The sequence below is a fragment of the Paracoccus sp. SY genome (assembly GCF_002901215.1).
Classification (GTDB): domain Bacteria; phylum Pseudomonadota; class Alphaproteobacteria; order Rhodobacterales; family Rhodobacteraceae; genus Paracoccus; species Paracoccus acridae.
The window spans coordinates 72,005-88,511 of record NZ_NWMQ01000013.1; the positions used below are offsets into that span (position 1 = coordinate 72,005).

13 protein-coding genes and 1 riboswitch are annotated in these 16,507 nt (G+C 65.1%); of the genes, 8 read left to right on the forward strand and 5 right to left on the reverse strand.

Annotated features, from left to right (window positions below):
- Nucleotides 1-203: 203 nt before the first annotated feature.
- Nucleotides 204-3,170, forward strand: a complete 2,967-nt coding sequence (locus CK944_RS12080) for a PAS domain-containing protein (protein ID WP_103173312.1) — start codon at nt 204-206, stop codon at nt 3,168-3,170.
- A 40-nt stretch (nt 3,171-3,210) separates the two neighbouring features.
- A riboswitch (FMN riboswitch) is annotated at nt 3,211-3,343 on the forward strand.
- A 74-nt stretch (nt 3,344-3,417) separates the two neighbouring features.
- Entirely contained in the window at nt 3,418-3,891 is a 474-nt protein-coding gene (locus CK944_RS12085) for a 6,7-dimethyl-8-ribityllumazine synthase (protein ID WP_103173313.1), read from the forward strand.
- A 36-nt stretch (nt 3,892-3,927) separates the two neighbouring features.
- Here the strand turns inward: CK944_RS12085 and glmS are convergent, their stop codons facing one another.
- Both glmS and glmU read right to left on the reverse strand, forming a co-directional pair.
- The gene (gene glmS / locus CK944_RS12090) at nt 3,928-5,745 is read right to left on the reverse strand and encodes a glutamine--fructose-6-phosphate transaminase (isomerizing) (RefSeq protein ID WP_103173314.1); all 1,818 of its coding nucleotides are present in this window, start codon (nt 5,743-5,745) and stop codon (nt 3,928-3,930) included.
- Nucleotides 5,745-7,088 (reverse strand): bifunctional UDP-N-acetylglucosamine diphosphorylase/glucosamine-1-phosphate N-acetyltransferase GlmU, encoded by a 1,344-nt coding sequence (glmU, locus tag CK944_RS12095; protein WP_103173330.1) that lies wholly within the window; start codon nt 7,086-7,088, stop codon nt 5,745-5,747. Before glmU ends, glmS begins: the two co-directional genes overlap by 1 nt.
- Before the next feature lie 115 nt (nt 7,089-7,203).
- On the opposite strand from glmU, the gene CK944_RS12100 reads away from it, so the two are divergent.
- On the forward strand, nt 7,204-7,878 hold the full coding sequence (locus tag CK944_RS12100) for an HAD hydrolase-like protein (RefSeq protein WP_103173315.1): 675 nt from the start codon (nt 7,204-7,206) through the stop codon (nt 7,876-7,878).
- Between the two features lie 276 nt (nt 7,879-8,154).
- Nucleotides 8,155-8,631 carry a hypothetical protein gene (locus CK944_RS12105; protein WP_103173316.1) on the forward strand — a complete coding sequence of 159 codons (477 nt, stop codon included), beginning with the start codon at nt 8,155-8,157 and terminating at the stop codon, nt 8,629-8,631.
- Nucleotides 8,632-8,660: 29 nt separating this feature from the next.
- Here the strand turns inward: CK944_RS12105 and bfr are convergent, their stop codons facing one another.
- Together bfr and CK944_RS12115 are read right to left on the reverse strand one after the other, a co-directional pair.
- Entirely contained in the window at nt 8,661-9,146 is a 486-nt protein-coding gene (gene bfr / locus CK944_RS12110; protein WP_103173317.1) for a bacterioferritin, read from the reverse strand.
- A complete protein-coding gene (locus CK944_RS12115; RefSeq protein WP_103173318.1) occupies nt 9,094-9,387 on the reverse strand; it encodes a bacterioferritin-associated ferredoxin in 294 nt (97 codons plus the stop codon). The genes bfr and CK944_RS12115 overlap by 53 nt, the downstream gene beginning before the upstream one ends.
- A 121-nt stretch (nt 9,388-9,508) precedes the next feature.
- Between CK944_RS12115 and queA the strand changes: the two genes are divergently transcribed.
- From queA to CK944_RS12135, 4 genes are all read left to right on the forward strand, one after another.
- Nucleotides 9,509-10,555: a tRNA preQ1(34) S-adenosylmethionine ribosyltransferase-isomerase QueA gene (gene queA / locus CK944_RS12120; protein WP_103173331.1), complete on the forward strand. Its 1,047-nt coding sequence runs from the start codon at nt 9,509-9,511 to the stop codon at nt 10,553-10,555.
- 79 nt (nt 10,556-10,634) lie between these two features.
- Nucleotides 10,635-11,894 (forward strand): MFS transporter, encoded by a 1,260-nt coding sequence (locus tag CK944_RS12125; RefSeq protein ID WP_103173319.1) that lies wholly within the window; start codon nt 10,635-10,637, stop codon nt 11,892-11,894.
- Between the two features lie 65 nt (nt 11,895-11,959).
- Entirely contained in the window at nt 11,960-13,354 is a 1,395-nt protein-coding gene (gene lpdA / locus CK944_RS12130) for a dihydrolipoyl dehydrogenase (protein WP_103173320.1), read from the forward strand.
- Between the two features lie 109 nt (nt 13,355-13,463).
- Nucleotides 13,464-15,758 carry a glycosyl hydrolase family 28-related protein gene (locus CK944_RS12135; RefSeq protein ID WP_103173321.1) on the forward strand — a complete coding sequence of 765 codons (2,295 nt, stop codon included), beginning with the start codon at nt 13,464-13,466 and terminating at the stop codon, nt 15,756-15,758.
- A gap of 49 nt (nt 15,759-15,807) precedes the next feature.
- On the opposite strand, the gene CK944_RS12140 is transcribed toward CK944_RS12135, so the two are convergent.
- Nucleotides 15,808-16,284, reverse strand: coding sequence for a pyridoxamine 5-phosphate oxidase (locus tag CK944_RS12140; RefSeq protein WP_103173322.1), 477 nt, complete (start codon nt 16,282-16,284; stop codon nt 15,808-15,810).
- Nucleotides 16,285-16,507: the final 223 nt, after the last annotated feature.

Here is a 16,507-nt window from a genome sequence, read left to right on the forward strand (position 1 = left end):
GTCGATGCTGCGGTGTTAGATCACGGCCAGCCTGGATCCGGCCTTGGGCGATGTCCCGCTGCGACAACGACGCTGCGGGGTCAGCCAGCCTTCCCGATTGATTTACGTTGACTGGGGTTCTTGCCGCAAGGTCCTTGCTTGCAGCCTGCGAAATCCCTGCCTAATTTCCTGCGATCATTCCGGTTCTTCGGGCGCGCACGACCATGACAGATCTGTCCTCCCCTTCTTCCTGGCCTGTGGGCGGCGGCGTCTGCGGCGACCTTGTGCGGGAATTCGACTGGTCGCGCACATCGCTGGGTCCGATCGACCAATGGCCGCAGCACCTGCGGATCAAGGTCAATTCGCTGGTCAATTCCCCCATCCCGCAGGTGCTGATGTGGGGACCGGATCATGTGATGATCTACAACGACGGCTATGTCGAGATCGCCCGGAACTATCACCCCCGCGCCCTGGGCGGCAGGGTTCCCGACATCTGGCCCGAGATCTGGGACTGGAACCGCGCCATCCTGGAACGCGGCCTGCGCGGCGAGGTTCAGGCCTTCCGCGAACAGCGCATGGTCCTGCACCGCGACGGCCACCCCGAGGAAGTGGTCTTCGACCTGTTCTATACGCCGATCTATGACGACACCGGCATCCGCGTGGATGGTGTGCTGTGCACGGTGCTGGACATCACCCAGTCCGTCCGCGCGCGCGAGGCGCTGGCGGAAAGCCGGGCGGAACTTTACCACCTGTCCGACGCCCTGCCGATCCTGGTGGCGTTCCTGGACAAGTCGCTGGTCTTCCGGTTCGCCAACCAGTGCTATCTCGAGGTGTTCGGCATCGGCCATGACCAGGTGATCGGCAAGCGGATCGGGGATATCCTGGGATCCGCCCAGGCCGCCCTGACCGAGGACATGCTGAACCGTGCCCTTCTGGGCGAAACGGTGAATGTCGATGCGACCGTTCGCCTGCCGGGGGACCGTCCCCGCGCCTTCGAGATGCGCTGCCTGCCCCGGAAGTCGGGAGAGGACCGGATCGACGGCGTTTACATGATCCTGATCGACATCGAGGATCGCAAGCAGACCGAGAACCAGTTGCGCGACAGCAACGACCGCTTCCACGCCGCCGTGGATGCGATCCACAGCGTCTTGTGGACCAACAGCGCCGATGGGCGGATGATCGGCGAACAGCGGGGCTGGGCCGCGCTGACCGGCCAGGGTTTCGACGATTATCAGGAATACGGCTGGGCGGATGCCGTTCATCCCGACGACCGCGCGCCCACCATCGCGGCCTGGCACCAGGCGCTTGCCGGGCAGACGACCTTCGAATGGGAACACCGGGTGCGATGCGCGGACGGGGAATACCGCATCTTCGCCATCCGCGCCGTGCCCACGCTGAACGACCGGGGCGAGATCAGGGAATGGGTCGGCGTTCATACCGACATCACCGAACAGCGCCTGACCGAGGCGCAATTGCAGGCCCAGGCCGAGGATTTGCAGCGCCAAGTCGCGCATCGCCAGCGGGCCGAGGAACAGCTGCGCCGCCTGAACGAGACGCTGGAAGCCCGCGTCGCCGACGAGATCGACCGGCACCGCACCACGGAACAGGCCCTGCACCGGTCGCAGAAGATGGAATCCATGGGCCAGCTGACCGGCGGCGTGGCGCATGATTTCAACAATCTGCTGCAGGTGATCGCCGGGAACCTTCAGATGCTGGCCAAGGACGTGGAGGGCAATGCCAAGGCCGGGCAGCGGGTCGAAAACGCCCTGTCGGCCGTTGCGCGCGGGGCCAAGCTTGCCAGCCAGCTTCTGGCCTTCGGCCGCCGCCAGCCCCTTGAGCCGCGGGTGATCCAGCCCTGCCGCCTGGTGAACGAGATGGACGAGATGCTGCGCCGTTCCCTGGGCGAGGCGATCGAGGTCGAGGTGATCGTGCCCGAGGGCCTGTGGAACATCTGCGTGGATCGCGCCCATCTGGAAAGCGCGCTTCTGAACCTAGCGATCAATGCCCGCGACGCGATGGACGGGCCCGGCCGCCTAACCATCGAGATGTCGAACACGCAACTGGACCATGCCTATGCGGCGACGGCGGGCGATGTCCAGGCCGGGGACTATGTGATGCTGGCCGTGACCGACACCGGCTGCGGCATGAGCCCCGAGGTGCTGGAGCGGATCTTCGATCCCTTCTATTCCACCAAGCCCGAAGGGCGCGGCACGGGTCTGGGCATGTCGATGGTCTATGGGTTCGTGAAGCAATCGGGGGGGCACGTGTCGGTCTATAGCGAAGTGAACGAAGGAACGACCGTGCGCATCTATCTGCCCCGTTCAGACAGCGACGAGGAAACCGACGCCCCGCAGTTCGACGGGCCCGTCGTGGGTGGTTCCGAAACCATCCTTGTGGTCGAGGATGACGAGGCGGTGCGTGCCACCGTGGTCGATCTGCTGGGATCGCTGGGCTATAACGTGCTGACCGCGCGGGACTCGCAAGCGGGGCTGGCCGTTGTCGAAAGCGGGCTGCATATCGACGTGCTGTTCACCGATGTGGTGATGCCCGGCAGCCTGACGAGCCGAGAGATGGCGCGCCGCGCGCAAGAGGTCCTGCCGGGGCTGGGGGTGCTGTTCACCTCGGGCTATACGGAGAATTCCATCGTCCATGGCGGGCGGCTGGATCCGGGGGTCGAACTGCTGTCGAAGCCCTATCCGCGCGAGGCCCTGGCCCGCCGCCTGCGTCATGTGATCGCCAATGCCCGGCAAGCAGTCCAGGCGACCGAGGCGCAGCGCCCGTCCGATCCCGCCCCGAAGGCCGATCCCGCGCCGCAGCCCGATGAAGGCGCAGGCCGGGCCGTGTCCATCCTTCTGGTCGAGGACAACGCCCTGATCCGCGCGGACACCGCCATCATGCTGGAGGAGATGGGCCATGCCGTCGCCCAGGCGGGCAAGGCCACCCCGGCGCTGGAAAGGCTGGGGGAACAGACCTTCGACCTGCTGCTGACCGATCTGGGCCTGCCCGACATGAACGGCAACGACCTGGCCCGGCGCGCGGTCGAGATCCAGCCGGGACTGGCCGTCGTCTATGCGACCGGCGACAGCCATCTTCCGGCGAACTGTCCCGGCCAGACCATCCTGCTGTGCAAGCCCTATGGCGAGGATCAGTTGCGCGGCGCGGTCGAACAGGCCCTGGCGCGGATGGGGTGACACGGGCCCTTGGCGGAAGGCTTTTTGCATGTTATGCAGGAGCCGTTCTCAGGGCGGGGTGCAATTCCCCACCGGCGGTCACAGCCCGCGAGCGCCCTTCGGCAACGAAGGGGTCAGCAGATCCGGTGAAACTCCGGGGCCGACAGTTACAGTCTGGATGAAAGAGAACCGTGGCCGCGTCCTTCCCAAGGGGCGGTCATGGCTCGTGTCCTGGGACCATACGCAAGCAACGTAAGGTTCCTGAAAGATGACCCACAAGACCCCTCGCATCGCCTTTATCAAGGCCCGCTGGCATTCCGATGTCGTGGATCGCGCGCATGAAGGTTTCCTGGCCGAACAACAGCGCCTGATCCCCGGCGCGACGGTCGTGGCCTATGACGTGCCCGGCGCCTTCGAGATGCCGCTGCTGGCCAAGAAGCTGGCCCAGACCGGCAAATACGACGCCGTGGTCGCCGCCGCCCTGGTGGTGGACGGCGGCATCTATCGCCACGATTTCGTCGCCACCGCCGTTGTGACCGGCCTGATGAATGTCGGCCTGGAAACCGGCGTGCCCTGCTTCTCGGTTTCGCTGACGCCGCACAATTATCAGGAAACGGAATTGCTGACTGGCTTTTACCGCGACCACTTCGTCAAGAAGGGCGCCGAGGCCGCGCAGGCCGTGCATCAGATGCTGGAACTGGACGCCCGCATCGCCGCCGAAACCCGCGCCGACGTGGCATAAGGAAAGGGCGCGCGGGGGCTGCCCGCGCGCCTTCCGTCATTCGACCGTGACCGATTTCGCCAGGTTGCGCGGCTGGTCCACGTCGGTGCCCTTGGCGACCGCCGTGTGATAGGCCAGATACTGCATCGGGATCGCGTAAAGGATCGGCTGGAACATTCCGCCGCCCGACGGCATCCGCAGCGTGGCCTGCACCCCGTGGCTGGCGGCGGAAAGCCCGTCCTCGTCCGAAACCAGCAGGATCGGGCCGTGGCGGGCCATGACCTCCTGCATGTTCGAGACGGTCTTTTCGAACAGCGCGTCATGCGGGGCCAGCACGATCACCGGCACGTCGCGGTCGATCAGCGCGATCGGCCCGTGCTTCAATTCGCCCGAAGCATAACCCTCGGCATGGATATAGCTGAGTTCCTTGAGCTTCAGGGCCCCTTCCAGGGCCACCGGATACAGCGCGCCGCGTCCCAGGAACAGCACGTCCCGGGCCTGCGACAGCCATTCCGACAGACCCCGGCAATCGTCCGACAGATCCAGCACCTGCTGCATCAGGCCGGGGATCGACCGCAGGTCGGCCAGATGCGCGGCAAGCGCCACATCGTCGATGCGCCCCCGGTCATGCGCGGCCTTCAGGGCCAGGATCGCCAGGACCGACAACTGACAGGTGAAGGCCTTGGACGAGGCCACGCTGACCTCGATCCCCGCAAGGGTCGGCAGGGCGATGTCGGAATCGCGCGCGATGGCCGAGGTGCCGACATTCACCAGGCCGATGGTGCGCGCGACATGCTGGCCCGCATAATGCAGGGCGGCCAGGGTGTCCGCGGTCTCGCCCGACTGGCTGACGGCGATGAACCAGCTTTGCGGCGACAGGGGCGGCTCGCGGTAACGGAACTCGGACGCCACATCGATGTCGCAAGGCAGGCCCGCCAGCTGCTCGAACCAGTATTTCGCGACATGGCCCGCCAGATGGGCGGTGCCGCAGCCGACCAGGCTGATCCGGTCCACACCCTTGAAATCCAGGCCTTCGGGCAGGACGATCCGGTCGTCCTTGACATAGTGGTTCAGCACATCGCCGATCACCACGGGCTGTTCGGCGATTTCCTTGGCCATGAAGTGGCGATAGCCGCCCTTGTCGATGGCGGTGGCGCCGGTGTCGATCCGCGCCTCGGTCCGGTGGGTCTGGTTGCCTGCGGCGTCGAAGATCTGGACGCCCGCGCGGGTCAGGATCGCGTGGTCCCCATCTTCCAGATAGGTGATGCGGTCGGTAAAGGGCGCCAGCGCCACCGCGTCCGATCCCAGGAACATCTCGCCCTCGCCATGGCCGATGGCCAGCGGGCTGCCCTTGCGGGCGGCGATCATCAGATCATGCTGCCCATCGAAGATGAAGGCCAAGGCAAAGGCACCCTTCAGCCGGGCCAGCGTCTTGCGCGCGGCTTCCAGAGGCGAGGCGCCCTGGGCCATGTGATGCGCGGTCCACAGCGCGACGGTTTCCGTATCGGTCTGCGATTGCGGCTGGATGCCCAGACCCGCCAGTTCCTCGCGCAACTCGCGGAAATTCTCGATGATGCCGTTATGGACCACGGCCACGGGGCCGGACTGGTGGGGATGGGCGTTCACCTCGGTCGCCGCGCCATGGGTGGCCCAGCGGGTATGGCCGATGCCGATATGGCCGGGCAGGGGGTCGTGGACCAAACGGTCGGACAGGTTCACCAGCTTGCCCACCGCACGGCGCCGGTCCAGCCGGCCTTGGGCATCGACGGTCGCCACGCCCGCGCTGTCATAGCCGCGATATTCCAGCCGCCGCAGCGCATCGACCAGTTGCGGGGACACCTCGTGCGATCCCAGGATACCAATGATGCCGCACATCAGCGGGCCTCCTTCTTCGCGCGCAGGGCGGCCATCAGGCGGGTGGCAAGGCCGGGCTTCGTGACCTGCCGGGCGCGGCCCAAGGCCAGGGCGCCGTCGGGCACGTCCTCGATGATGACGGACCCCGATCCGGTCATGGCGTCGTCGCCGACGCGCACGGGGGCCACCAGCATCGTGTCGCTGCCGATGAAGGCGCGGGCGCCGATGTCCGTGCGGTGCTTCATCACCCCGTCATAATTGCAGGTGATCGTGCCCGCGCCGATATTGGTATGCTCGCCCACATGGGCGTCGCCCAGATAGGTCAGGTGGCCGACCTTGGCGCCTTCGTCCAGGACCGCGTTCTTGATTTCCACGAAATTGCCGACATGCACGTCGCCGCCCAGTTCCGCGCCGGGCCGCAGCCGCGCAAAGGGCCCGACCGTCGCACCCGAGGAGACATGGCACCCTTCCAGATGACAGAAGGGCAGGATCTCGGCCCCCGATTCAATGGTCACGCCCGGCCCGAAGACGACGTTCTGGCCGATCACCGCATCCCGCCCGATCACCGTGTCCAGCGCGAACCACACGGTCGAGGGGTCGCACAGCGTCACCCCGTCTTCAAGCGCGCGACTGCGGGCGCGGTCCTGGAACGCGGCCTCGGCCCCGGCAAGCTCGGCGCGGGTGTTGATGCCAAGGGTTTCGGACTCGTCGCAGGTCACGACATCGGTGCTGCGGCCTTCGGCGCGGGCAAGCGCCACGAGGTCGGTCAGGTAATATTCGCCGGATGCGTTTTCGTTCGTCAGCCGCACGATCAACTGTCGCAGCAGCGCGGCGTCAAGCGCCATGACGCCGGAATTGCACAAGGCGATATCGCGTGTGGCCGCATCGGCGTCCTTGTATTCGACGATCCTTTCCAGGCCCCGGCCCGATACGATCAACCGGCCATAGCGGCCAGGATCCTCGGCCTCGAACCCCAGCACCACGAGGTCCGAGGGATGGCCGGCAAGCGCCGCCAGGGTTTCCTCGCCGATGAAGGGGGTGTCGCCGTAAAGGATGATCACCTTGCCCTCGAATCCCTCAAGCTCGGGCAGGGCCTGGCGAACGGCGTGGCCGGTGCCAAGCTGCTCGGCCTGCAGGACGATCCGGGCGTCCGGGTCGATCTTGCCCACGGCCTTTGTCACAAGGTCGGCGCCATGACCCGCGACGACGATCACCTGTTCGGGTTCCAGCGTGCGCGCCACCCCAAGCGCATGGCCGATCAGCGGTGCGCCCGCTAGCCGGTGCAGCACCTTGGGCAGGTCGGATTGCATCCGGCTGCCCTGTCCGGCCGCAAGGATGACGATCGCCACGGGTTTCTCTGCCATGCCTGTCCCCAATGCCTGTTCAAATTCGTTGCGGGGCGTTCTAATCGGGGCGGCGTGCAGGGGAAAGCCCCGCGCGTTCACCTTTGGTGTCGAATCGTTGCGGAAGGACAGGCGCATGGCGGGAACGGTGGTCTTCGATCTGGACGGCACGCTGGCCGATACCTCGGCCGACCTGATCGCGGCGGCGAATGCCTGCTTTGCGGCACGCGGGATCGAGGTTGCCCTGGACCCGGTGGCGGATGCGCTGACCGCGTTCCATGGCGGGCGGGCGATGCTGCGGGCGGGATACGGCCGCATGGGCGCGGACCTGCTGCTGCCGCCCGGCGCCGAGGATGAGGATTATCCGCGCCTGCTGGAACATTACGGCGACAACATCGCCGTCCACACCAAGCTGTATCCCGGGGTCGAGGAGACGCTGGACCGCCTGGCGGCCGACGGGCATATCCTGTCGGTCTGCACCAACAAGCCTGGTGCCCTGGCCGAAACCTTGCTGGATGCGCTGGGCGTGCGCGGCCGGTTCGCATCCCTGGTGGCGGCGGATACGCTGCCGGTCAGGAAGCCCGATCCGCGCCCTTATCGCGCCGCCGTCGAACGGGCAGGGGGCACGGTCGAGGCGTCCTTCCTGGTGGGCGACACGGAAACGGACCGCAAGACCGCGGCGGCCGCGGGCGTCCGGGTGGCCCTGGTGTCCTTTGGTCCCGAGGGCGAGGCGATCAGTCGCCTGGCCCCGGACGCCCTGATCGGGCATTTCGACGAATTGCCCGACCTGGCGCGGCGCTGGTTGGACTAGGTCGCGTCCGGTTCCCTCCGACGGGGCTGACTATTTAGACATATTAACAAGGTGGCGCCCCCCCGATATGCAGAGGGGGTTAACAAGTTGTTCATGTTTGTCGGTGCCATTGTTCAAGACCCGCAAGGCGGGCTGGATCGCTGATGCCGGCACGTTGTCCCGAGTGTCGCGATGCAGCCCCTTTGCACGTCCGAAGAACAGTGCCTGTATTTTTTCCCGCATATGGGATTTAGGCCCGCTGTCCATGTTGTCCAGCGTGATCAATATGGGGACCGCATGACCCTGGTGGTGGGCGACGACAGTCCGCTGGAAGGCAAGGTGCCGGTCGGTTATGACGCCTATCGTTTGCCGGTCGGTCCCTGGGCCATGCTGCCGAACCCGGCAGGGCCGCTGGCAACTGCGCTTGCGTCGGGAACGCCGGGCAGCGCGGGAGGAGGCTCCTGGCCGGTTCCTGTCTGGGGCGGCGGCGGCGGTTCGCCGGGCAAGTCACGGCCGGGGATCGATGACACATCATCGGTTCCGCCTGACGGCGGCCCTGGTCCAGGCCCGCACAATCCCGGAAAGCCGACAACGCCGGTGATCGACCACCCGACATTTCCACCCGTCCCCGAGCAGCCGACATTCCCACCGATCACCGAGCAGCCGACATCGCCTGAATTGCCGCCGATCGCCCCTGTGCCCTTGCCGGATGCGGCGCCCATGTTGATCGGGGCATTGCTGGCATTGACGCTGCTGCGCCGCGTCAAAGGCTAGGCCACCCCAGGCAGGGGTGGCCCAAAGACTTATTCCGCCTTGTCGGCCGGTTTGGCGTTCAACTGGCCATAGTTCTGGGCGCCGATCGTGTCGAACAGCTGCAACTGGGTTTCCAGGAAGTCGATATGGCCTTCCTCGTCCTCGATCAGGTCATCGAACAGCGATTTTGACACCTGGTCGTTGACGCTGGAACAGTATTGCCGCGCCTCCAGATACAAGGTGCGGGCTTCGTGTTCGGCGGCAAGATCCGACTCCAGCGTTTCGCGCAGGTTCTGTCCGATCCGCAGCGGATCCAGCTTTTGCAGGTTCGGATGGCCTTCAAGGAAAATGATGCGCTCGATCAGGCGATCGGCGTGATGCATCTCCTCGATGGATTCCTCGCGCGACTTCTTGGCGATACGGCCAAAGCCCCAGTCTTCCTGCAGGCGATAGTGCAGCCAGTACTGGCTGACGGCGGTCAGTTCAGACCGCAGCGCTGCGTTGAGATATTCGATGACCTTTGCGTCGCCCTTCATGGTGGGATTCCTTTGCGATCTCTGATTTTGCCCGCAAAATCGGCGGGGCTACGCCCAGATTATCGCAGTGACGCATGGTGTCCAGAAAGAGCGGCATACATCCGCCGCAATCGGCCCGTTTGCCAAGGGCATGATAGATCTTGCCCGGCGTGATGATTGTTTCCGGATCCGAGGTCCGCATCCAGTCGATGGCTGCCTTGATCTCATGATCCGAGATTTGTGTGCAGTGGCAGACGATCATCGCGGGTCTCCTCTTGACCGGGAACCTAGCGATTCTGTCGGAAAAGTAAAGGTGACTTTTTCGGTTGGATATCAAGGATGCGTGTCTTGACCGGCAGTCCGGCGTGGCGCAGAAGCGCGCCATGAAGCTGTCCGATTTCGATTTCAACCTGCCCTCCGGCCTGATCGCCACGCGCCCGGCCCGCCCGCGCACATCGGCCCGCCTGTTGCTGGCCGAAGGCGGGGCCATTGCGGATCGCCGTGTCAGCGACCTGCCGGATATCCTGCGGGCGGGCGACGTGCTGGTCCTGAACGACACCAAGGTCATTCCGGCGCGGCTGACCGGCACGCGGACGCGCGTGACCCCGCAGGGCGATGCCGTGGCGGGGATCGAGGTGACGCTGCTGGAACCCCAGGCCGACGGCTGGCGGGCGCTTGCAAAGCCCCTGCGCAAGCTGCGCGAGGGCGAGGTGATCCGTTTCGGCGATGCGCTGTCGGCCGAGGTGGCGCAGATTGCCGAGGGCGAATTGCGCATGCGTTTCGATGCCGAAGGCGATGCCTTCGATGCGGCGCTGCAGAAGGTCGGCGCGATGCCGCTGCCGCCCTATATCGCCGCGCTGCGGGCGCCCGACGACCAGGACCGGCAGGATTACCAGACCGTCTGGGCCGCGCGCCAAGGCGCCGTCGCCGCCCCCACCGCCAGCCTGCATTTCGACGATGCCCTGCTTGATACCTTGGCCGCGAAGGGCGTCGAGTTCGTCCATGTCACGCTTCATGTCGGCGCGGGGACGTTCCTGCCCGTCAAGGTCGAGGACGTGACCACCCATCGGATGCACGCCGAATGGGGAGAAGTCGGCGCGGATGCGGCGGATGCGATCAACCGCGCCAAGGCGGAAGGACGGCGCGTGATCCCTGTCGGCACCACGGCGCTGCGGCTGATCGAATCCGCCGCGCAGGAGAAAGGAACGGTCCGGCCCTTCCAGGGGACGACCGACATCTTCATCTATCCCGGCTATCGCTTCCGGGTGACGGATGGGCTGATGACCAATTTCCACCTGCCGAAATCCACGCTGCTGATGTTGGTGTCGGCATTGATGGGGCAGGACAGGATCCGGGACATCTATGCCCATGCGGTGCGGTCGGGTTATCGCTTCTTCAGCTATGGCGATGCGTCGCTGCTGGTCCCCTAGGGTCGCTTTCCGGGTGGCCGTCAACCATTGGATGGGCCACAGATAGGACCGATTCCCGCGACCCGAAACGAGACGACCGATGATTTCCGTGCTGCGAACCACCTGGCCGCTGTTCCTGGGCATCCTGCTGCTGATGGTGGGCAACGGGATGCAGGGCACGCTGCTGGGCATTCGCGGCGGGATCGAGGGCATCCCGACCTTCCAGATGTCGATCGCCATGTCGGGTTATTACGCGGGCTTCCTGTTGGGCAGCCTGTCGGTGCCGGCGCTGATCAAGAACGTGGGCCATGTGCGGGTCTTCGCTGCGCTTGGATCCATGATCTCGTCCGTGCTGGTGCTGTATTCGGTTGAACCCAACTGGATCTGGTGGACCCTTCTGCGGGTCGTCATCGGATACTGCTTCTGCGGGGTCTATATCACGTCGGAAAGCTGGCTGAACGCCGGATCGACGAACGAGAACCGGGGCCAGACCCTGTCGGCCTATATGATCGTGCAACTGCTGGGGATCGTCGCGGCGCAGGCCTTGCTGAACCTCAGCGATCCGGGCGGCTATACGCTGTTCATCGTCGCGTCGGTGCTGGTGTCCTTTGCCTTCATGCCGATCCTGCTATCCGCGCGTCCCGCCCCGCAATTTCAGACGATCAAGCGCATGACATTCGGCCAGCTTTACCGTGCCTCGCCGCTGGGCTGCGTCGGCATCTTCCTGATCGGCGGGGTCTTTGCGGTGCTGTCCGGCATGTCCTCTGTCTGGGGTGCCACGATCGGCCTGTCGGTTGCCCAGATCTCGGTCTTCGTGGCGGCAAGCTATGCGGGCGGGTTGGTGATGCAATATCCGATCGGCTGGATCTCGGACCGTTACGACCGGCGCAAGCTGGTGCTGATGCTGTCCGCCGTGGGGGCGGTGACGGGGGCCGCCGTGCTTGCAAGCCAACCCGGCACCCTGGGGCTTGTCGTCGCGGGTGCCCTGATGGGGGGGCTGGTGAACCCGATCTATGCGCTGCTGCTGGCCTATACCAACGACTACCTGGACCAGTCGGACATGGCGGCGGCCTCGGCCGGGCTGTTGTTCATCTATGGCATCGGGTCGATGGGCGGGCCGATCATCACCGGCTGGCTGATGGAAGTGATCGGCCCGGACGGCTTCTGGGTCTATATGGGCGTGCTGCTGGCGATGCTGGCGGTTTATGCCGGCTGGCGCACGACCCGCCGCCGCGCCCTGACACCGGAAGAACAGGGCAACTTCGCCGTGATCACGCCCAATGCCACCACCATCGCCGTCGAGGCCGCGTTGGACGAAAAGCAGTCCGACCCGGACAAACGGGCTTCTGACGCCGCGTAACCGGCCCGCTTGTTCCCCTTTGCGGAATGGTTTAACGCTCAACTATCGTGACCAGACGAGGATAGCTGATGGCCCAGAATTTCGACATGGTGGTGATTGGTGCCGGGCCAGGCGGCTATGTCGCCGCGATCCGGGGTGCGCAACTGGGCCTGAAGGTCGCCTGCATCGAGCGCGAGCATCTGGGCGGCATCTGCCTCAACTGGGGTTGCATCCCCACCAAGGCCTTGCTGCGGTCTGCCGAGGTGTTCCACCTGATGCACCGGGCCAAGGATTTCGGGTTGTCGGCGGAAGGGATCGGCTTCGATCTGGAAAAGGTCGTGGCCCGGTCGCGCGGGGTCGCCAAGCAACTGACCGGTGGCATCGGCCATCTGTTCAAGAAGAACAAGGTCACCACCATCATGGGAGAGGCGCGGCTGGTTGCCCCCGGCAAGGTCAGCGTCAAGACCGACAAGGGCACCGAGGAGGTCACGGCGAAGAACATCGTCCTGGCGACCGGTGCGCGGGCCCGCGAACTGCCGGAGCTGGAACCTGACGGCAAGCTGGTCTGGAACTACAAGCACGCGCTTGTGCCGCCGCATATGCCGAAAAAGCTGCTGGTGATCGGATCGGGCGCCATCGGCATCGAATTCGCCAGCTTCTTCAACACACTGGGCGCCGATACCACAGTGGTCGAGGTAATGGACCGCGTCCTGCCGGTCGAGGATGCCGAAATCAGCGCCTTCGCCAAGAAGCAGTTCGTCAAGCAGGGCATGAAGATCCTGGAAAAGGCGACCGTCAAGAAGCTGGACCGCAAGGGCGGTACGGTGACGGCGCATATCGAGACGGGCGGCAAGACCGAAACGCAGGACTTCGACACGGTGATTTCCGCCGTGGGCATCGTCGGCAACGTCGAAAACCTCGGCCTCGAAGAACTGGGTGTGAAGATCGACCGCACCCATGTCCTGACCGACGAATACTGCCGCACCGGGGTCGAGGGGCTTTACGCCATCGGCGACGTCGCCGGCGCCCCCTGGCTGGCGCACAAGGCCAGCCATGAAGGCGTGATGGTGGCCGAACTGATCGCGGGCGGGCATCCGCATCCGGTCAAGCCGTCGTCCATCGCCGGTTGCACCTATTGCCACCCGCAGGTCGCATCCGTGGGCCTGACCGAGGCCAAGGCCAAGGAACTGGGCCATGACATCAAGGTCGGCCGCTTCCCCTTCGTCGGCAACGGCAAGGCCATCGCCCTGGGCGAACCAGAAGGCATGATCAAGACCGTCTTCGACGCCAAGACCGGCGAATTGCTGGGCGCGCATATGGTGGGGGCCGAGGTGACGGAACTGATCCAGGGCTATGTCATCGGCCGCCAGCTTGAAACGACCGAGCAGGATCTGATGGAGACGGTGTTCCCGCACCCCACTTTGTCCGAGATGATGCACGAGTCGGTCCTGGACGCCTACGGCCGGGCGATCCATTTCTGATCCGCGTTGCGCGGGGCAGGGCTGCAACGTCCGCCCCGTCAATCCGGCATTAACCGTTTGGTAACTATCCCTTCACCCATGCGCCTGCCGCGGCTGAAGGAGATAGGTCATGAACATCGCGATCACCAACGGGCTTTTGCTGATGCCGCCCGCCTTTCGGGGCGGGCTGAATGCCTGGTCCCGGTCGAACGGCACGCCGGGCAGCCCCACCTGGGCCTCGGCCGACAATGGCGCGCTGGTTCCTGCCGACCAGGATTTCGGCACCTGTCTCGAGGTGATGAAGCAGCAGACCACGACATCCATCCGCTTCATGGGCGAAACGCCGATGATCCCCGGCGTCTATCTGCGCGTCTCGGCCCGGATCAAGGCGGTGGCGGGGGCGCTGTGTTCCGCGCGGATCGCCGGATGGGCGGGCAACGGGTCGCGCGCGCATGTGAACGGGCTAGTCGAGGTGGGACCGACCGTGCCCCTGACTACCTATGGCGAGGTCGTGGAGATCAGCGCCATCGTCGGGGTCGGGTCGCGCAGGGGCGTGGACATGGCTTGGGGCACCGCGCCGGTTTACGGTCACTTCGGCCTGGATCTGGTGGGCGCCAACGGGGGCGCCTTCCGCATCGAATCGATCCGCATCGAGGACGTGACTTCGGCCTTCATCCCGTCGCTGATCGACTGGGTGGACGTGCGCGACTTCGGGGCCAAGGGGGACGGCGTCACCAATGACCGCGCCGCCTTTGTCGCCGCCGACCAGGCGGCAAACGGCGGCTGGATCCTGGTGCCCGAGGGGACGTTCTTCATCAACGGCAATCTGGGCCTCAACAGCCGGATCCGCTTCAAGGGCACCATCCGCACGCCCGCAAGCACCAGCGTGTCGTTCATGCAGAGCTTCAACTTCCCCACCTATGCCGATGCCTTCGGCAGTGAAACCTTGGGCATGAAGAAGGCGTTGCAGGCGCTGTTCGGCTATACCGACCATGTCGCGCTGGACCTGTGCGGCCGGCGGGTGGACCTGGACGAGCCGCTGGTCGTGGGAAACCTTGCGCCCGACCTGACGGGTTTTTCCAACCGCCGCGTGATCTGCAACGGCAGCCTCAGCGCCAAGGCGGGTGCCGCCTGGGACACCGGACGGTGGTCCAGTGCCGCCACCTATGATCCCGCGCAGCCGCTGCGGCTGAGCAATGTCCCGGCCGTCGCCGCCATCGAGATCGGCAGCCGGGTCATCGGCAACGGCGTCGGGCGCGAGGTCTATGTGGCCGCCAAGGACGTCGCCGCCAGAACGCTGACCCTGTCGCAGCCCCTGCATGGGGGGGCGGGGACGCGCAGCTATGTCTTCGAACGCTATCGCTATCTGTTCGACTTCTCGGGCGTCGAGCAGTTGTCGCGGCTGAACTTCGTCGATCTGGATCTGAATTGCGAAGGCGTGGCCAGCGGGATCATGCTGCCACCCAAGGGCGAGATGATCGCGCTTCGGGACTGCTATGTCACCAAGCCCAAGGATCGGGGCATCACGTCCATCGGCCGGGGATGCCAGGACCTGCTGGTGGACCGCTGCCAGTTCCTGTCGAACGAGATGGACCTGCCCGCACAGCAGCGGACCACCATCGCGATCAACGTCAACGCCAATGACGTGAAGATCCGCGACAACCGCTTTGTCCGCTTTGCGCATTTCATGGTCGCCGATGGCGGCGGGCACATCATCTCGGGCAACCACTGGTTCCAGGGCGACGGTTCGGGCGAGGGGCTGCGCTTTGCCGGGCTGGTGCTGACCCAGCCCAATGTGCAGACGACGATCAACGGCAACTATATCGACAATGCCTCGATCGAATGGACCAACGAACACAGCGCCCAGCCGAATTATACCGGAGCCGAATTCAGCTTTGGGGGGCTGACGATCAACGGCAACACCTGCCTGTGTTCCAACACCGCCCCCTGGTTCGCCTGGCTCACGGTCAAGCCCTATGGGACCGGGCATTTCATCCACGGGTTGACCGTGACCAGCAATGTCTTCAAGGCGCTGTACGGCGAGATCGACCGGATCGAGCGTGTCGATACCTCGATCGCGGATCTGAACTATAACAACATGCGCAATCTGCAGTTCGAGGGGAACACCTTCAACGGGGTGAAAAGCTATGTCTCGAACCCGCTGATGCTGCAGCACAATCAGGTCACGCCTTCGGCGGCCTGGATCCTGCCGGTCATCGACGGTCTGCCCTTCAAGGGGTGGGCCAAGTCGGTGCAGTCGGTCATTGCGGAAAGCGCGATCACCAATTCCGCCGGGACGCAGGTCGAGTCGGCCCCCTGGATCCAGACGGAAATCGGCACCAGCCGCCGGCAGATCCGGCTGAACTGGCCGTCTGCCGTGCGCGGAAAGGTGTGCGTCTATGCCAGGATGGACCGCCCGCAGTAACAGGCCCTGCAATGTCGATGAACCGCCGCGATCCGTCGCGGCGGTTTTTTCATGCGATGCCCAGATCGGCCGGCGACAGCCGGAAGGCCGCGCCGAAGCCCGCGTTCAGAAAGCCGCCTTGCGGAAGCAGCCGCCAGAAGCGGAAATCGGGCAGGTCGATGAAGGCGGCAACCTTCGGATGCGCGGCCAGCCAGCGATCCCGCAGACTGCCCGGATCGGCGATCACGCTGGCCGTCACCTGCAAGGACAGGCGCGGCCATGTCATCGGATCACCCCTGTCGCCGGGCGTTTCCGCAAGCAATGCGGCGCGGGGATCGCCGGCAAGCGCGCGACTGTGGATCGCCAGGCCCGACAACAGCGCCACCGGCACGCCCGCAGCGTCAACCTGGCAGGCGATCCTGGACAGATGGGGATGCCCGGTCGCCGGATCGTTCACCGCCAGCACGGCATGGCGCATCGCGGCCAGGATCTGCCGGGCCTTGTCGCGGGCTTCGTCGGTGGTGGATCGAACCGGGTCCTTGATCATTGCGGAACGCTGGCGCCCAGTGGCGCGATTTGCAAGGCTTGTGAAGAATTTACTGAAACCCGTCATTGCTCGTCAATAAATTTACCAAATTATCGTTTCAATGAAATCACTTAACAGATAACCAAAGATGTGATTAACATTCTGCCGGGGCGCGCTTGAAAGGCTGGCTGCGACCGGCCCGAAGGGCAAGATCAGCGGCGCGGCGCAACAGCGAGGAGGGGAC

What these genes read in the sequence shown, in the direction of transcription:
- bfr (WP_103173317.1), bottom strand. Translation starts at nt 9,146, where the DNA reads ATGAAGGGCGACGCAAAGGTCATCGAATATCTCAACGCAGCGCTGCGG.
- CK944_RS12085 (WP_103173313.1), top strand. Translation starts at nt 3,418, where the DNA reads ATGACCCACAAGACCCCTCGCATCGCCTTTATCAAGGCCCGCTGGCAT.
- CK944_RS12105 (WP_103173316.1), top strand. Translation starts at nt 8,155, where the DNA reads ATGACCCTGGTGGTGGGCGACGACAGTCCGCTGGAAGGCAAGGTGCCG.
- CK944_RS12140 (WP_103173322.1), bottom strand. Translation starts at nt 16,284, where the DNA reads ATGATCAAGGACCCGGTTCGATCCACCACCGACGAAGCCCGCGACAAG.
- CK944_RS12115 (WP_103173318.1), bottom strand. Translation starts at nt 9,387, where the DNA reads ATGATCGTCTGCCACTGCACACAAATCTCGGATCATGAGATCAAGGCA.
- glmS (WP_103173314.1), bottom strand. Translation starts at nt 5,745, where the DNA reads ATGTGCGGCATCATTGGTATCCTGGGATCGCACGAGGTGTCCCCGCAA.
- CK944_RS12080 (WP_103173312.1), top strand. Translation starts at nt 204, where the DNA reads ATGACAGATCTGTCCTCCCCTTCTTCCTGGCCTGTGGGCGGCGGCGTC.
- CK944_RS12135 (WP_103173321.1), top strand. Translation starts at nt 13,464, where the DNA reads ATGAACATCGCGATCACCAACGGGCTTTTGCTGATGCCGCCCGCCTTT.
- CK944_RS12100 (WP_103173315.1), top strand. Translation starts at nt 7,204, where the DNA reads ATGGCGGGAACGGTGGTCTTCGATCTGGACGGCACGCTGGCCGATACC.
- queA (WP_103173331.1), top strand. Translation starts at nt 9,509, where the DNA reads ATGAAGCTGTCCGATTTCGATTTCAACCTGCCCTCCGGCCTGATCGCC.
- CK944_RS12125 (WP_103173319.1), top strand. Translation starts at nt 10,635, where the DNA reads ATGATTTCCGTGCTGCGAACCACCTGGCCGCTGTTCCTGGGCATCCTG.
- glmU (WP_103173330.1), bottom strand. Translation starts at nt 7,088, where the DNA reads ATGGCAGAGAAACCCGTGGCGATCGTCATCCTTGCGGCCGGACAGGGC.